The following is a 16,809-nucleotide window of genomic DNA, read 5'->3' as shown; positions in this document are numbered from 1 at the left end:
CTTAGAATGAAAAATTGCATTCAGGTAGAATTAAAGAAAGTCGGTTTCCGCAATTCTTTTGCAACGACCCTTTGTGCCATTGTCCAAACAAAGCGTCAACTTATGGCCATCGATGACTTTAAAAACTGTTAATTTCCCCATTATTCCTGAATATTTTTTTATTTTCGCCTTTCGTAACCAATTAATCAAAATGCTAGATTATAAAAAGGTAAACAACCTCACCGGATGGGTTGTTTTTGTCATTGCCACATTGGTATATGTTTTTACTGTCGAAGAAACAGCCAGTTTTTGGGATCCGGGAGAGTTCATCGCTGTTTCCTATAAACTTCAGGTACCCCACCCTCCAGGCGCCCCTTTCTTTTTACTGATCTACAGGATGTTTGGTATGTTTGCTTTTGGAGATGGGTTGAATGTGGCCTATTGGATGAATATTGGAAGTGCTTTGTTTTCCGGTTTTACCATTTTATTCCTTTTCTGGTCCATCACCTTGTTGGGAAGAAAGCTTTTTCAGATCAAAAAAGAATCGGAAAGCAGCGGTCAAACGCTCATGCTGATGGGTGCCGGTATCATCGGCTCACTGATTTATACCTTTTCAGATAGCTTTTGGTTCTCCGCTGTTGAGGCTGAAGTCTATGCCATGTCCTCTTTTTTTACTGCAATTGTTATTTGGGCTTTCCTGAAATGGGATGTCATTGAAGACCCCAAGGCTGAAAACAAGTACATGATCTTCATTGCCTATCTCGTTGGCTTATCGATCGGCGTTCACTTGCTTAATCTGGTTACCTTGCCTGCTTTGGCCTTAATTGTTTATTTCAAAAAATACCCAAATCCAAATCTGAAAGGAGCCATTATAGCCATTATCCTTGGTGGAATAGCCCTTATCATCATCAACAACATCATCATCGCAGGACTTCCCGGACTTGCGGGATCTATGGAGATCTTTTTTGTAAACAGCATTGGCTTGCCTTTCGGTAGTGGCATCATTTTCTTTATTATTTTATTTGTCGGTGCACTGGTTTATGCGCTTCGCTACAGCATTTTACATAAAAAAGTTGTACTGAATACCGTGTTGCTTTCTTTGACCTTTATCCTTATCGGTTATAGTTCTTATTCTCTGATTGTAATTCGTGCAAACCAAGACCCCATCATCAATGAAAATGCCCCTAAAGACATTGTCAGCTTTGTAAGTTATCTTAAAAGGGAACAGTACGGGTATAGACCGCTAATTCATGGTCAATATTTCACTGCTGAGGTGGTGGATCAAAAAGAGGGATCTCCAGTATATGCCAAAGGCGAAGAAAAATACGAAATCGTGGATTATAATCTGGTGAATGTTTATGACCCAAGCCAAACCACCATTTTACCCAGAATTTATTCCACCCAAGAGCGGCATAAGCAAATCTACAGGTCCAAATTAGGCCTGAGAGAAGGGCAGGTTCCTTCTTTTGGGGACAACATTTACTTTATGTTTTCCCATCAACTCGGTCACATGTATTGGCGTTATTTTATGTGGAATTTTTCAGGTCGCGAAAGTGATTATTCCGATGCACCTTGGGTGGGAATTACGGATAAATTATCCAAAAACTATCCGGATTATATCAAAGACAACAAAGCACACAACAACTATTGGATGCTACCGTTGATTTTGGGCATCATCGGTTTGATTTTCCAGGCCAAGTATGACCCCAAGTCATTTTGGGTTACGCTGATGTTATTCCTCATGATGGGGGTGGTTTTGGTACTGTACCTCAATTCCCCTCCGGTGGAGCCCAGGGAGCGGGATTACATCTATGTGGGTTCGTTTTACGCCTTTGCGATTTGGGCTGGGATGGGAGTGATGTGGATTGCCCATCAGATAGGTAAACTTAGCAAGAATCTTGTAATTGCCTCGCTTGCGGCTACCCTTTTGACCTTCCCTATTCCTACCATTATGGCGTTCCAAAACTGGAATGACCATGACAGAAGTGACCGATTTTTCTCTGTAGATTCTGCCCGAAATTTTCTTGCATCCTGTGCTGAGAATGCCATTCTCTTCACAGGTGGGGACAACGACACCTTTCCTCTTTGGTATGTGCAGGAAGTGGAAGGCTTTAGAACTGATGTAAGGGTGATTGTACTCAGCTATTTCGATACGGACTGGTATGTCGAACAAATGACAAGACCCGTCAACGAATCTGCTGCATTGCCGTTTTCTTTGGAATACAGGAATTTCAAAAAAGGGGTCAATGATGTGCTCTATGTACGGGAGCAACTGGAAGCCATCTCAGCCAAAGAGTACCTGAAGCTGATTCGCAATGACAGTGAACTGCTCAAAATGGCCTCCAGTTTCAAGACTTCCATCAATTTAGTCCCTTCGAGGAATCTGATTCTGGAGATAGATTCTGCTGAAATCATGTCTAAAGGGATTGTACCTGTACATATGGAAGGGCTGATAGTAGACCAAATGAACCTTAGGGTCAAAGGGAACTACGTGACCAAAGGCACGCTCATGTTAATGGATTTGATTGTTTCCAATAACTGGGAAAGGCCTATCTATTTCAACAATACCTCCATGGCAACCATCGGGTTGGATCTTGCCAATAATACCGTAATGGAGGGTTTGACTTATCGTCTTTTGCCCATCCAAAAACCTCAGTACATGGAAGAGTTGGTGGATACGGACATTGCCTATGAAAATTTCACGGAAAAATTTGCTTACCGAAGCATGGATAACCCTGAGGTGTATTATGATGATGAATATAGACGATTTACTTCCAACCACAGAAGTGCGTTGAACAGTCTGACGATTGCCTTGCTTCAAGAAGATGACTTAGAAAGAGCTGCCGAAATACAATTAATGAGTTTGGAACGTTTCCCACATGAGGCGATCCCTTATGATGTGGCGAGCGGGCAGTCTGTTCCCCTCCTGTTCGAGATCGGAGAAGACGAAAGAGCCATTGAAATCATCGATGTTATTTCAAAAAGGTCTGTTCAAATGCTTGAGTTCTATTCGGAAACAGGAAGAGATCTAGACCGGGAAGCATCGGTTTCATATGAAATGATCCGTTACTTTGCCACCTTTATCCCATTACTTAAAGAAAGAGGCTATGAAGATGTGGCGGAGAGAGTCCAACTCAACAGCGACACGATAATGGGTTCCGGGAGCAGATTGCCTTTAAACAGAAATTAACCAATACATGTCTTCTTTCTGCGTATCAATCAGGTTAATCCTTGGACTTAACACCTATATTTGTTTAAAGTAAATGAAAACACAGCAATGCCAAAATTGATCCGTGTCACTACGGTCCCCCTTTCCTTAAAATTATTGTTGACCGATCAGATGAAATTCATGAAGTCGGCCGGTTGGGATGTGGTCATGGTCAGTGCAGATGGTAGGGAAATCAATGAAATTACCCGTAGAGAAGGCTGTGAACATCATGTAATACCATTCACCCGAAAAATCACCCCTTTCCAAGACCTGTATTGCCTTTGGTTGCTTTACAGGCTATTTGTAAAAGAAAAACCAGACATTGTCCATTCCCACACGCCTAAAGCAGGGCTACTTTCTATGCTGGCAGCAAGATTGGCAGGTGTAAAGGTCCGTATTCATACTGTAGCCGGGCTTCCTTACGTGGTATCCCAGAAACAGAAAAAGAAACTTTTGGTAGCCATGGAAAAGCTGACTTATCGCTTTGCCACACAGGTATGGGCCAATGCACCCTCTCTCGAAAAATTTATCCTTTCCGAAAAACTTTGTGAATCAGAGAAGCTTAGGGTCATCGGTAACGGTTCATCCAACGGAGTCAACAGTGAAAAATTCAACCGGGACAACTTGAAGGAAAATCACCTGGTGGCCGCCATGATGCGGGTAATGCCGGGTGATAACGAGTTTATCCTCTTGGCTGTAGGCCGTCTGGTTCTTGACAAGGGTATAGAAGACCTCGTCAATGCCTTTCTGAAGTCCAAAATTGTCAATAAATCCAAACTGGTTCTTCTCGGTGCATTTGAACAGGATCTCAATCCGATTTCAGGAGAGATCAAGCGTAAAATTGAAGACCACCCTAAAATCATTCAGCTGGACTGGACGGATCATGTGGAACATTACATGGCCATTGCGGACGTTTTGGTCCATGCTTCTCATCGGGAAGGATTCCCCAACGTTATTCTAGAAGCAGGTGCAATGCAGCTGCCTGTTATCTGTTCAGACATACCGGGAAATACTGACTTAATTGTTCAGAAAAAAACAGGTCTGGTATTTCCCGTCAAGAAAACGGAAGTATTGCAGGAAGCGCTGGAGTTTGCTTATATAAAAAGGGATGTCATGATGGAAATGTCAGAAAAGCTGCATCAGGAGGTCCTTCAGAAATACCAACGCAAAGACATGCATGAAGCCATACTGAAGGAATACAACCAATTTATTTTGTCCCATCAATCAGCTGATGCGGAACAGACCTAAACCATAAAATTTTGTGGCTTAATGGCCGTAGTGGGCCTCATAGTATTTTTGGTAATCTCCGGAGGTAACATGTTCCAGCCAAGTCTCATTTTCCAAATACCAAAGAATGGTTTTGTGGATACCCTCCTCAAACTGCAATGAGGGTTCCCAACCCAATTCCTGCTGTATTTTACTTGCATCTATTGCATACCTCAAATCATGACCTGCTCGATCCTTGACGAACGTGATCAACTTTTCGGATGTTCCTGATTCCCTGCCTAGGATTTCGTCCATTTTTTGACAAAGCAGGTGGACTATATCGATGTTTTTCCATTCGTTGAAACCGCCTATGTTGTAGGTTTCTCCCGATTTGCCATGGTGAAACACTTTATCTATTGCCGTCGCATGATCTTCCACATACAGCCAATCCCTGATATTTTCTCCTTTACCGTATACCGGAAGCGGTTTGTTGTGTTTGATGTTGTGAATACACAAGGGAATCAATTTTTCAGGAAATTGATTGGGTCCGTAATTGTTGGAACAATTACTGATCACCATATTCAGTTTATATGTATTGGCATAGGCCCTGACGAAATGGTCTGAAGCTGCCTTTGAAGCAGAATAAGGTGATTGCGGATCGTATGGGGTGGTTTCTGTGAAAAAACCTCCATCATCCAGAGAGCCATACACCTCATCGGTAGAAACATGGTAAAACAGATGGCCTTCCGGATTTTTCCAGAAGCTTTTGGCTGCATTCAATAGGTTTACCGTGCCAATGACATTGGTCCTTACGAAAGCCAGCGGATCGGTAATGGAACGATCTACGTGGGATTCGGCTGCCAGATGGATCACATCGGTTATCTGAAAATCATTAAAAACCTTTCTAAGTGAATCCTCATCCAAAATATTGATTTTTGAGAAATGGTAATTTGAAGCATGCTCCACTTCTTTGAGATTTTCCAGATTCCCGGCGTAGGTCAGGCAATCCAAATTGATGATTCTATAATCAGGGTATTTCCTGACAAAAAGCTTTACTACGTGGGAGCCTATGAATCCAGCGCCACCGGTTATCAGAATGGATTTCATGCCTTTTTTTCTTGAGGGTTGTAATATTTGACGTACCAATCAATAAAGGCCTGCACGCCTTTTTCAATAGGGGTATCTGGTTTGTATCCGGTATCTCTGACCAAGTCATCCACATTGGCATGTGAAGCTGGCACATCACCCGGTTGAAGGGGAAGAAGATCTAATGTGGCTTTCTTGCCAAGGGCCGCTTCAATGGCATGAATAAAATCCATCAGCCTTACCGGAGAACTGTTGCCAATATTGTAAACTTTATAAGGGGCATAGGAGGTATCCGGACTGGGGCTGGAACTATCCCAAGAGGTACTGCCTTTGGCAGGGCGGTCAGCCACCCGAATAATCCCTTCTACGATGTCATCGATGTAAGTAAAATCCCTTCTCATTTCTCCGAAATTAAAAACCTTGATTGGTTTTCCTTCCGTGATGGCTTTGGTAAAGAGAAAAAGAGCCATATCTGGTCTCCCCCATGGCCCATAAACTGTAAAGAACCGCAATCCAGTAGTTGGGATTTGAAAAAGATGGCTGTAAGTATGGGCCATCAGTTCATTGGATTTCTTAGTAGCAGCATACAGGCTGACCGGGTGATCTACATTGTGCCCGGTGGAAAACGGCATCAAGGTATTGGAGCCATAAACCGAACTGGATGAAGCATACACCAAGTGCTTGACAGGATGGTTTCTGCAGGCTTCGAGGATATTGAGAAATCCCACAATATTTGCATCAATATATGCCTTAGGGTTTTCTAGTGAGTACCTCACCCCTGCCTGTGCAGCCAGGTTAACGACCACATCAAATTTTTCGCGTGCAAAAAGCGCGTCCAACTCGGCTTTGTCTTCCAAATTAGACCTGAAGAATGAAAACCCCTTGTTTTTTGATGAGGGTGTCAATTGATGCCAGGGTAAATCGGCACTTGAGACCCCCAAATTCCTGAGTCTTTCCTCTTTCAAACTGGGGTCATAATAGTCATTGATGTTGTCAAGGCCTATGACTTGATCTCCACGATCAAGCAATTTTTCCGACAGGTGATACCCGATAAAACCTGCTGCTCCGGTGATTAAAAATTTCATGCCCCGAAGATAGGGCTTCATAATTTAACTTGAAATACATCGCGTTTAAAAATTCCGAAGACACAAAAAAAAAGCCTTTCGAAAAAGGCGTTTTATGTCTGCTTACCAGATCAATACTTCCTTTTGCCTGATCCTGTTGTAATCCCTGAAGATGTTGTAGGTTACTGTGAATTCATTGGTTACCCCTTGCATAAACTGCCCGGCACCGGTTCCAAATTCATAGATGTAGCCCACTCTTAGAATGTCATTGAGCACCAAAAAACCTACCTGAAGGTTGGTTGAATAATCGAACCTATGTCCTCCGCCTATCCAAAAAGAATCCATTAACAGCAGTTTGGTATTGAATTCCATATTCCCAGGAAGGTCATTTTGGGTACGGTACATGCCATTGACAACCAAGCTGATATTTGGATTGAGCAATTGACGAAATCCACCGGAAAAAACAGAATGAGGCCGAACATCATCAAAGAAAACATCCCCTGATGTAATTCCACCCCGGCTGGCATTATGGATGGCATAGCCGAGGTAATACAATTCATGAGTCAGGGCAATGCCAAAGTTGAAATCCATCATGCTCATATTGGCAAAACCACCAAGGTATTTGTTCAAAACAGGGTCATTTTCTTCATCAGGTGTCAGAGAAGCGCCGTCCAATCGAATGGCAGAATAAGAAACGCCTACGCCAAAACGGAGGTTATGGACCTCTGTCAACCTAATTCTATTCGCATAACTTAGCATGACCTCTGTTTCTCTGAAAGGTCCATAAGTATCATGCATGATATTGAGCCCAATGGCATTTCTTCCCATGACATAAGGATCCCTATCACCCAATAATTCGGAAATATCCAATTCTGTTCCTACAAAATAGGTCTGTGGTGCACCTTCGAAGCCACTCCATTGGTTTCTGGTAAATCCCCTTACCGTACTGCCTTCGTAAGCTGTAAGACCGGGGTTGTAGTAGTTCTTAAAAAAGCCAAACTGACTGATGTATTTTCTGCCTTGTGCCTTAGCCTCTCCCCCCCAGAGTCCTAAAAACAACGCAGCTATGCATAAAATCTTTCTCATATTTGACCTAATAATTTAAATCTCATAAAAACAATCTGCCTAAATTCACCAATCATATCCAATTAATCCCTCAATAAAGTCAGGACACCCCTTAATCTTTCACCGGTATCCGGAAGTTCGATCACGAAGTAATAAGCTCCTGCAGCCATTTCTCTGCCATTGTAAGTTCCGTCCCATGAGAAGGATGTCTCATCAGAAGAGAAGATCAATTTGCCGCTTCTTTCAAATACCCTTACACTGGCCTGATTGAAAAACCTCAGGCCATCCAGCTTCCACACATCATTGACACCATCATCATTTGGACTGAACACATTGACAATTTTCAACTCATCCAACCCTGGAATTTCCCTAATAATGGTAAAGGATTTGGTGATGGTATTCCCAGTACGGTCTGTGCTGCTTACCGTAATGGTAAAATCAGTTCTACCCGGTAGCACCTCATCAGAAGTCCAGAACAATTGATCATCAATGATCGAGAAATATTGATTATCCCCTGTGGTACCTACCAATTCGTAGAAGTGGATGTCGTCATCCGGATCTACCGTGGTGAAAGTCCCTACGAAGATGTTGTTGCTGATAGCCGCTTTAAATGTATTGTTGTCCAAAAGAATGTCTTCCGGTGGCCGTTTGTCTTCCACGATGATGGTAAGGACAGGTTGAAGATTATTGGGATTCAATACATCATCCGGCAAAACCAAAGTTCCCGAGTTTTGGTATATTCCTGGCACAAGCTCATCATAATTGTCGATGATCCAATTGACCACGTAAGGCCTGATTTGACCTGAAACAAAACGAACATCAACCCTAATTGGCAAGGGAAGGGTATTGATCGGTGTTCCCCATGGTACGGTAATCACCGCAGGCTCGATCACTTCTTCAATGATCCTTCCAATGATGGTCACGTTGAAGGTGTAGGTGGTCACATTGCCATTGACATCAGTGGCGGTGATGGTAATGGGGTTAGGTTGATCAAAGCCTGTCAATACGGTTCCCGCGGCTGGTGATTGGGTGATGGATGCCAATCCGCAATTATCGACGGCCACAATATCAGCCAAATAATCCGGCAAGGTAAACTGGGCACTTATGTCTCCGGTTACATTTTGGTCTCCAGGTAACTGGGACAGGACAGGGCCTGATTCATCCACCACAGTTACCGTTATGGTGGCGGTGGTGGTATTGCCTTGCAGATCCGTTACTGTTACAGTGATGGCATTGTTTCCTATGTCTCCGCAATCAAATTCCGTCTGGCTGAGTGTGATGTCATCGATTCCACATGCCCCTTGAATCCCGGCAGAGATATCCTCAGCACTGATCGAGGCTTGTCCATTGGCATCCAATGAAACCGTAATCGGATCTAAATCGATAACAGGTGGTGCGGTGTTGACAACCGTGACAACGGCATTCGCTGTGTCTGAATTACCGGACGGGTCTGTTACTGTCAAGACCACTGGATTTTCTCCCAGGTCATCACAAGTAAAGGTGTCCACATCCAAAGTGAATACCAATGCATCACTGCAATTGTCTGTAGACCCATTGTTCACCTGATTCGGGGTCACGGAAACAGTACCGTCAGCGCCAAGTTCTACAGTGATATTTTGGGCGATAGCAACCGGGGCTACATCATCCTGAATGATAATGGTAACCTGGGCGGTACTTTCATTGCCTGAAAGATCTCTAACCGTAAAAGTCACTGTATTGGTGCCTGCATCATCACAGGTAAATACATTTTGGCTCAGTTCAAATTGCAATTGATCCTGTGGGGTACAGTTATCACTGGAACCATTGTCCACATCAGCTGGATTGACTGTGACCAATCCATCAGCATCCAAGGTTAATGTCAAATTTTGGACTACCGCAGTTGGAGCCAAATTGTCTACCACCGTTACGATAGCGGGTGCAGAGACTGAATTGCCGTTTTGATCGGTGGCAGTGAGTTGAACGGTATTTTCACCCAAGTCAGCACAGGTAAAGAAGTCTTTATCCAAGGAAAGGATTAAATCTGCCTCCGTATCACAAGTAGCCGTAGACCCTGCATCGATGTCTTCAGGTAGAATACTGGCCTCACCGTTTTCGTCCAAGGTTACAGTGATGTTTTGAGTGATAGCTTCAGGCCCATTTGTATCCACTACGGTAACTGTTACAGTTGTAGTGCTTGAATTTCCTGCTTGATCGGTAACAGTAAGTACTACCTCATTGTCTCCCACCTGATCACAGGAAAACTGGGTAATATCCGCTTCAAAAATCAGATCGGCATTTGCAGTGAAATTATCCGTGGAGCCGTTATTCAAATCCTCAGGATTGATACTGACCAAACCGCCTGCACCCAATTCAACCGTAATATCTCCACCTATGGCCTCAGGAGCAGTCACATCAATGGTGATTTCAAAAGGCGCACTTAATTCAGATTCATTACATCTATCATCTACCAAAGCGGCACTAAGCTCATAATTCCCTTCGGCCAGGGAAGTTCCAGAATAATCAAAAGACCAAGGTCCACTTCCGGCTACATCGGTCTCCCCTATTTCAACCCCATCTAAATAAACTATCACAGTACCTGCTGAAGGACTTGTGCCACTGATGATGAGGGTTTGGTCACTTGTAATTCCATCCTCATCTGAAACGCCAGTATCTTCTGTAATGCCCGTAATGCTGGGAGATTCAGGTTTGGTATTGTCGATGATGATCCCACTTGGGTCAAAGACTTCCGTATTGTCAAAACCAGTATCTACCAATTCATTGTTGGCCTGATCGGTAATTAAGGTTCCATTCAATAAAAGTTGATTGATTTGTATCCCATCTCCATCCTGATCGGATTCTTGAATCAAGTAAACAAAGACAAGGGTATTGGAGGAGCTGGCTGCAGCGTCATAAGTCGCATTGACTGTTTCTGAACCCAATTGTAACTCCAGCACCATGGTACCCGCACCAGTATCCACACTGACATTTTCATTGAGATTCAGCGTGAAAACAAGGGGTTCGTCCTCACAGATACCATAAACCCCATCCGCCGGCAAAGTTATGCTTTCAACAAAAGGTCTTATTCCATCTACCAAAATACCAGAAGTATCGGGTAAAGGTGAAAGGGAAAGATTGGCATCATCATTTACTTCATCTCTTATCGTGGCACCATCCAAATCAATCCATGCCTCAATGGAAATACCATCCAGATCAATTACCCCTTCTTCGACTATGTATCGGAAAACCAATTCATTGGTTCCGGAACCTGATACATATTCGGCACGTACCAATGTCCCACCGATATTAAGTAATATAAAAGGCGTACCACCTGCTACAATAACCGGTCTGCTGAAAGTTACCTTAAAATCCAAGACATCATCAATTCCATATAGTCCGTCCAAAGGAACCTCTACATCTGTGATCACAGCAATCACATTGGTGATTTCAATCACTTTTAACCCTTGGTTGCTTTCATTGCCGTCTTCGTCAAAAACAGTGAAATATACCAACCTATCCTGGGTGTCAGGGACAGGTTTGACGTTGTTATAAATTAAGGAAGAAAGTAAAGTTTGATATACAGAAAACGGAGCTACCCCTGTCAAGGTCAACTCCCCGCTCGTGAAGTTATAGGTCACTGTAATGCCATTGATCAAAGCCAGGTTTACAAAGGCAGGATTGATCAACAAAAATTCCTCTCCACCATCAGGCCTGTTACTAAGGAAAATGGTAGCCATTGAGGCATTATCCGAATCGGGATCTGATACCGTGATACCCGGATCTATGGTCACTCCCCCTACTCCTGAGACGAAAATAGTTTTCCCGGGCGTATTGGTCACCACTGGCGGTTCAATGAAGCCAAAATGGTCACTGGTTGCGAAGAGATGAGAAGTAGATAGTAGAAAAAAGAATAATAGACAAAGTAACAGTCTCTTCATAGGAGGATAAATTGAGCAATCGCTAATTACAAAATTCATTTTATAAATTGCAAACAACATTTAGATATCTTTGAAATATTTTCATTCAAAAAACAATTTTTAAGGTTCCAGCTATGGACTAAATTTTATATGTAATATTCTTTTATTATTTCTCAAAAACAAAATTTTTGAAGGAAAACACGCATAAAATTATTACAAATGATTCAAGCTATTGCAAAAATATAATCCATGTATTAACGATAAATTAAAAATTTATTAAATCTTTACCCGTCTAATCAGCTGGTAATTAATACAAAATTAGTGCTTTCAAAAATAGGAAATGGTTAGTTGGATATGAGTATAATCATAATTTATTGGAGATAAAAAGTAAGGTGAATTTGCCAAAATCAAAAAGGCAAAACAGTTAACTACCTTTAATTCAATAAGTAAGGTTATGCTAAGTGAAAAAACCATCAAAAATCAGAAAGCCAACCAAACTAGGACAAAAAAAAAGTGCCCTGAAAAGAGCTCTTTTGTTGATCAAATTTAGTCTTGGTACCAGCGGATCAAATTCTTTCGAAAATCCTCCGGAAACTACATTCCTGAGTCAATCTGCCGTGTAAGTCTGAGATCGCCACCCTTTCCTGTTCGGTGGTGTCCCTGTGACGGATGGTGACGGTGTTGTCTTCCAGAGTTTGATGGTCCACAGCTATACAGTAAGGGGTCCCTATCAGGTCCTGACGGGTATAGCGCTTGCCGATTGAGGCTGCTTCTTCGTAAATGATATTGAAATCATATTTGAGATTCTCCACGATTTCCATGGCTTTTTCCGGCAAACCATCCTTTTTGGTCAAGGGCAGGATGGCTGCTTTCACCGGGGCAATGGCTGGATGAAACTTGAGGTAGGTCCTTTGTTTGCCATCTACTTCCTCCTCGACATATGCATTGCAGAGGGTCATCAGGAAAAGCCTGTCGGCACCAATAGAGGTCTCTATTACATATGGAATATAATTCTGGTTGATTTCAGGATCAAAATATTGCTGTTTCTTTTTGGAAAATTCTTGGTGGCTTTTCAGGTCGAAGTCCGTTCGGGAATGAATCCCCTCCACTTCTTTAAAGCCAAATGGAAATTGATATTCGATGTCCATGGCAGCATTGGCATAGTGGGCCAGCTTTTCATGGTCATGTCTTCTCAGCTTATTTTCCGGAATACCAAGGGCCCTGTGCCACTTCATGCGGGTTTCAGACCATTCCTTGTACCATTCCAGTTCCGAACCGGGGCGAACAAAAAACTGCATCTCCATCTGTTCGAACTCCCGCATCCGGAAAATAAACTGACGGGCGACAATCTCGTTTCGGAAGGCCTTACCGATCTGGGCAATGCCGAAAGGCACCTTCATGCGGGCGGTTTTCTGCACATTGAGGAAATTGACAAAAATCCCCTGCGCGGTTTCGGGTCTCAGGTAGATGGTGGAAGCATCTTCTGATACAGATCCTATCTGCGTGGAAAACATCAGATTAAACTGCCTTACATCTGTCCAGTTGCTTGTGCCGCTGATGGGACATTTGATGCCTTCATTGGTGATCAGGTCCCTTACCCCCGCCAAGTCTTCGGCTTCCAGCAACCTTGCCAGGGCCGCAGTAAGGGAATTGGCCCTTTCCACATCACCGGCATTTTCGATATTTGCGGCATGTTCTTCTACCAAGACATCGGCGCGGTAACGCTTTTTGCTGTCTTTGTTGTCGATCATGGGATCGTTGAAGCTGTCCACATGTCCTGAGGCTTTCCAGGTGGTAGGATGCATAAAGATAGAGGCATCTATGCCCACAATGTTGCTGTTGAGGCGGGTCATGGTTTCCCACCACAGTCTCTTCAGGTTGTTTTTCAGTTCTACTCCGTAAGCACCATAGTCATAAACAGCCTGCAAGCCATCATATATCTCGGATGAGGGGTAGACAAAACCATACTCTTTGGCATGGGCAATGATATCTTTGAGCTGGGCATTTTCCGCCACTTGTTCCGTTTTCGCCATAACAGCTGCAAAAATAGATAAAATGTATCAGTTGGCAAAGAAGTAAAAAGTGTGAGGTGGAAGGTTGAAGGTGGAAAAACAGAAAACAGAAAATCAGGATATCGGGATATCAGAGAATCAGAAAACCGGACAACAGAGAAAAAGCTGAAAGTTCAAAGCTCAAAGCTGAAAGTAGGGCCCTCGACAACATCACAACCTGAAAAAAGCTGAAAGTTGGAAAACAGAAAATCAGGATATCAGAGAAAAAGATAACTGGACAACAAAGAAAAAGTTGAAAGTTCAAAGCTCAAAGCTGAAAGCAGGGACCTCGACAACATCACAACCTGAAAAAAGCTGAAAGTTGGAAAACAGAAAATCAGGATATCAGGATATCAGAGAATCAGATAACTGGACAACAAAGAAAAAGCTGAAAGTTCAAAGCTCAAAGCTGAAAGCAGGGACCTCGACAACATCACAACCTGAAAAAAGCTGAAAATTGGAAAACAGATAACAGAAAATCAGGATATCAGAGAAACAGATAACTGGACAACAAAGAAAAAGCTGAAAGTTCAAAGCTCAAAGCTGAAAGCAGGGACCCCGACAACATGACAACCTGAAAATAGCTGAAAGTTGGAAAACAGAAAATCAGGATATCAGGATATCAGAGAATCAGATAACTGGGTAACAGTGAAAACGCTAATTGCTGAAACACCCGAAAAAGTTATCATATTGGTAACTTTTTGATTATGTTTGTATCAAATAATTTGGTGTGAAAATATTTTCGAGAGGAACATTACGAGATTTTTGGGAAAAACACGGGGACTGTGAGTTACAACTTAAAACTTGGTATGGTGAAACTGAAAAGTCAAACTGGAAATCCATAAATGATCTCAAAATTGAATTTCCAAATGCAAGTATTTTAAAGCATGATCGAATTGTGTTTAACATCAAAGGTAACGACTACCGACTAATTGTAAAATTCAACTTTGAATATCAACTTGCTTGGATTCGGTTTATTGGAACTCACGCTGAATACGATAAAATTAATGCAAACGAAATTTAAGATGGAAATAAAACCGATAAGAAACGAAGCTGACTACAAAAAGGCGCTTGAACGTTTAGCGTTAATTTTTGACGCCAAACGAGGAACAAAAGAAGGTGATGAACTTGAAATTTTATCGATTTTAATTGATAATTATGAGAGTGAAAATTTCCCTATCGGAATGCCTGACCCTATTTCAGCCATAAATTTCAGAATGGAACAAATGGGACTTAAACAAAAAGACCTGGTAGAAATGATTGGATTTAAAAGTCGAGTAAGCGAAATAATGAACAAAAAACGAAAACTGACTTTAGAAATGATTAGAAAATTGAATGCACAATTAAAAATACCCACTGAAGTTTTAATTCAGGATTATTGAACAGCAAAACTCGAAGCACTGTGGGCAATTGATTAGAAGACAATAAGCTATAAGCCCACAGCCTGTCCTATCATAGCGGAAGTGTATGACAAATGTCAAAGGATATCAGAGAATCAGATAACTGGACAACTGAAAAAAGCTCAAAGCTGAAAGCTGAAAGTAGGGACCTCTACAACATGACAACCCGACAACATGACAACCTGAAAAAAGCTGAAAGTTGGAAAACAGATAACAGAAAATCAGGATATCAGAGAATCAGATAACTGGACAACAAAGAAAAAGCTGAAAGTTCAAAGCTCAAAGCTGAAAGTAGAGACTTCGACAACAGGACAACCTGAAAAAAACTCAATGCCTAATTTTTTAATCCCCCCCTAATTCGTAATTCCCTATTTCCAATTTGTAAATCGTAACCCGAAACTAGTATCCATTAAATCAAAATTCTGCTTTATGAAAACTAGTCGTTCCTCCCTATATTTAAGGGATTAGTCTGGGATTAACGGACTTATATCTAAGTTGGCAGTTAATTACCATACAGCTAATCCATTGACTTCGCTACTTGGCAAAGTGATAGTCAGAAACTTAAAAACAGACCCTTTCATAATTAGACAAAAATGACGGAGAAGAAAAAAATAGCCATCATAGGTGGTGGCATTGCCGGATTGACTTTTGCCCATTGCCTTACAACGGAAGATTATGAAATAGATGTTTTTGAGAAAAAAGAACATTTCGGAGAAATAGGAGCTGCAATCAGCGTCTTTCCAAACGCATTGTGTGTAATGGATAAGTTAGGGTTGTTAGAAGAAATACTAAACAATAGTGGACAATTTAAAACGGTATATCTAAAAACCAACAATGGAACTATTTTAAGTAAATCCGAGCCCAAGAGTGACTACCCGGTAATTTGCATACACAGAGCAGACCTACACGCCATTCTTTTGAACAACTTAGAAGCAAAACTTCACAGCAACTATAACCTCAAGGATTTATCTCATCTCGAAAATGGACAAATAAGCCTGTCATTTGAAAATGAAGAAAACAAAGTGTTTGATGCTGTAATTGGAGCAGACGGAGTACACTCAGTAGTGCGAAAACACATCATTAATGACGGAGAACCCATTTTTAGGGGATACAATATTTGGCGGGGTGTAGTGAAGACAAATTTCGACATAGGATACGCCAGTGAAACATTTGGGAAAGGAAAAAGAGTGGGAATTGTACCAATTAAAGAAGGTGTTTATGGTTGGTGGGCAACTTGCAACGAAGCATATATGCAAGATGACAGCCCAGAAGACACAAAAGTAAAATTAAATCGGTTGTTTGGTGATTGGCATCATCCCATTTCCGAACTAATTAACAAGACCGACATAATTTTAAAAAACAGTTTGATCGACAGAACACCATGCAAAGGGTGGACAAAAGGGAATATTACATTATTGGGAGATGCTGCACACCCCACAACTCCAAACTTAGGACAAGGTGGGTGTATGGCGATCGAAGGGGCTTACATTCTAGCCAAATCAATTCAAAAATACGGTTTAACAGAAAAGGCTTTTGAAAGATATGAAGAACTACAATATCCCCGCTCTGAAAACATTGTAAATGAGAGTTTAAGATTGGGTAAAATGGGACAACTTGAGAACCCAATCCTGACTACATTGAGAAACTTAGCTTTTAAATTGATGCCTTCAAATGTAGCAATGAAGTTGATAGATAAATATTTTTCTTATAGAGTAACAAACATTGAATTATAAAATCGAGTAGGGAAAGGTGAATTCCACACCTATAACCGTACGTGAATCTCTTTTACGTTTCCGCTGGTGAAAACTGAAAGTTGGAAAATAGAAAATCGGGATATCAGAGAATCAGATAACTGGA

General features: G+C 41.9%; 10 protein-coding genes. 5 read left to right on the top strand and 5 right to left on the bottom strand.

Annotated features, from left to right (window positions below; all coding sequences use genetic code 11):
• Positions 1-190: 190 nt before the first annotated feature.
• On the top strand, positions 191-3,169 hold the full coding sequence (locus H1A14_RS16725; RefSeq protein WP_194777436.1) for a glycosyltransferase family 117 protein: 2,979 nt from the start codon (positions 191-193) through the stop codon (positions 3,167-3,169).
• Between the two features lie 87 nt (positions 3,170-3,256).
• On the top strand, positions 3,257-4,435 hold the full coding sequence (locus H1A14_RS16720) for a glycosyltransferase family 4 protein (RefSeq protein WP_194777435.1): 1,179 nt from the start codon (positions 3,257-3,259) through the stop codon (positions 4,433-4,435).
• Positions 4,436-4,453: 18 nt separating this feature from the next.
• Here the strand turns inward: H1A14_RS16720 and rfbB are convergent, their stop codons facing one another.
• From rfbB to H1A14_RS16695, 5 genes are all read right to left on the bottom strand, one after another.
• Positions 4,454-5,500: a dTDP-glucose 4,6-dehydratase gene (rfbB, locus tag H1A14_RS16715; RefSeq protein WP_194777434.1), complete on the bottom strand. Its 1,047-nt coding sequence runs from the start codon at positions 5,498-5,500 to the stop codon at positions 4,454-4,456.
• The gene (locus tag H1A14_RS16710; protein ID WP_194777573.1) at positions 5,497-6,564 is read right to left on the bottom strand and encodes an NAD-dependent epimerase; all 1,068 of its coding nucleotides are present in this window, start codon (positions 6,562-6,564) and stop codon (positions 5,497-5,499) included. Before H1A14_RS16710 ends, rfbB begins: the two co-directional genes overlap by 4 nt.
• Positions 6,565-6,666: 102 nt before the next feature.
• On the bottom strand, positions 6,667-7,629 hold the full coding sequence (locus H1A14_RS16705; RefSeq protein WP_194777433.1) for a PorP/SprF family type IX secretion system membrane protein: 963 nt from the start codon (positions 7,627-7,629) through the stop codon (positions 6,667-6,669).
• A gap of 62 nt (positions 7,630-7,691) precedes the next feature.
• A complete protein-coding gene (locus tag H1A14_RS16700; RefSeq protein WP_194777432.1) occupies positions 7,692-11,522 on the bottom strand; it encodes a T9SS type B sorting domain-containing protein in 3,831 nt (1,276 codons plus the stop codon).
• Between the two features lie 545 nt (positions 11,523-12,067).
• Positions 12,068-13,534, bottom strand: a complete 1,467-nt coding sequence (locus H1A14_RS16695) for a glycine--tRNA ligase (RefSeq protein WP_194777431.1) — start codon at positions 13,532-13,534, stop codon at positions 12,068-12,070.
• A gap of 748 nt (positions 13,535-14,282) precedes the next feature.
• Between H1A14_RS16695 and H1A14_RS16690 the strand changes: the two genes are divergently transcribed.
• The 3 genes from H1A14_RS16690 (at position 14,283) to H1A14_RS16680 (ending at position 16,685) form a co-directional block, all read left to right on the top strand.
• Positions 14,283-14,576, top strand: a complete 294-nt coding sequence (locus H1A14_RS16690) for a type II toxin-antitoxin system HigB family toxin (RefSeq protein WP_194777430.1) — start codon at positions 14,283-14,285, stop codon at positions 14,574-14,576.
• Position 14,577: 1 nt separating this feature from the next.
• A complete protein-coding gene (locus H1A14_RS16685) occupies positions 14,578-14,934 on the top strand; it encodes a helix-turn-helix domain-containing protein (protein WP_194777429.1) in 357 nt (118 codons plus the stop codon).
• A gap of 611 nt (positions 14,935-15,545) precedes the next feature.
• Positions 15,546-16,685 (top strand): FAD-dependent monooxygenase, encoded by a 1,140-nt coding sequence (locus tag H1A14_RS16680; protein ID WP_194777428.1) that lies wholly within the window; start codon positions 15,546-15,548, stop codon positions 16,683-16,685.
• Positions 16,686-16,809 lie beyond the last annotated feature (124 nt).

The organism is Pararhodonellum marinum, assembly GCF_015354735.1.
GTDB lineage: Bacteria > Bacteroidota > Bacteroidia > Cytophagales > Cyclobacteriaceae > Pararhodonellum > Pararhodonellum marinum.
Note: the sequence above shows the minus strand (reverse complement) of the source record. Positions and strands in the feature narration are given on the sequence as shown.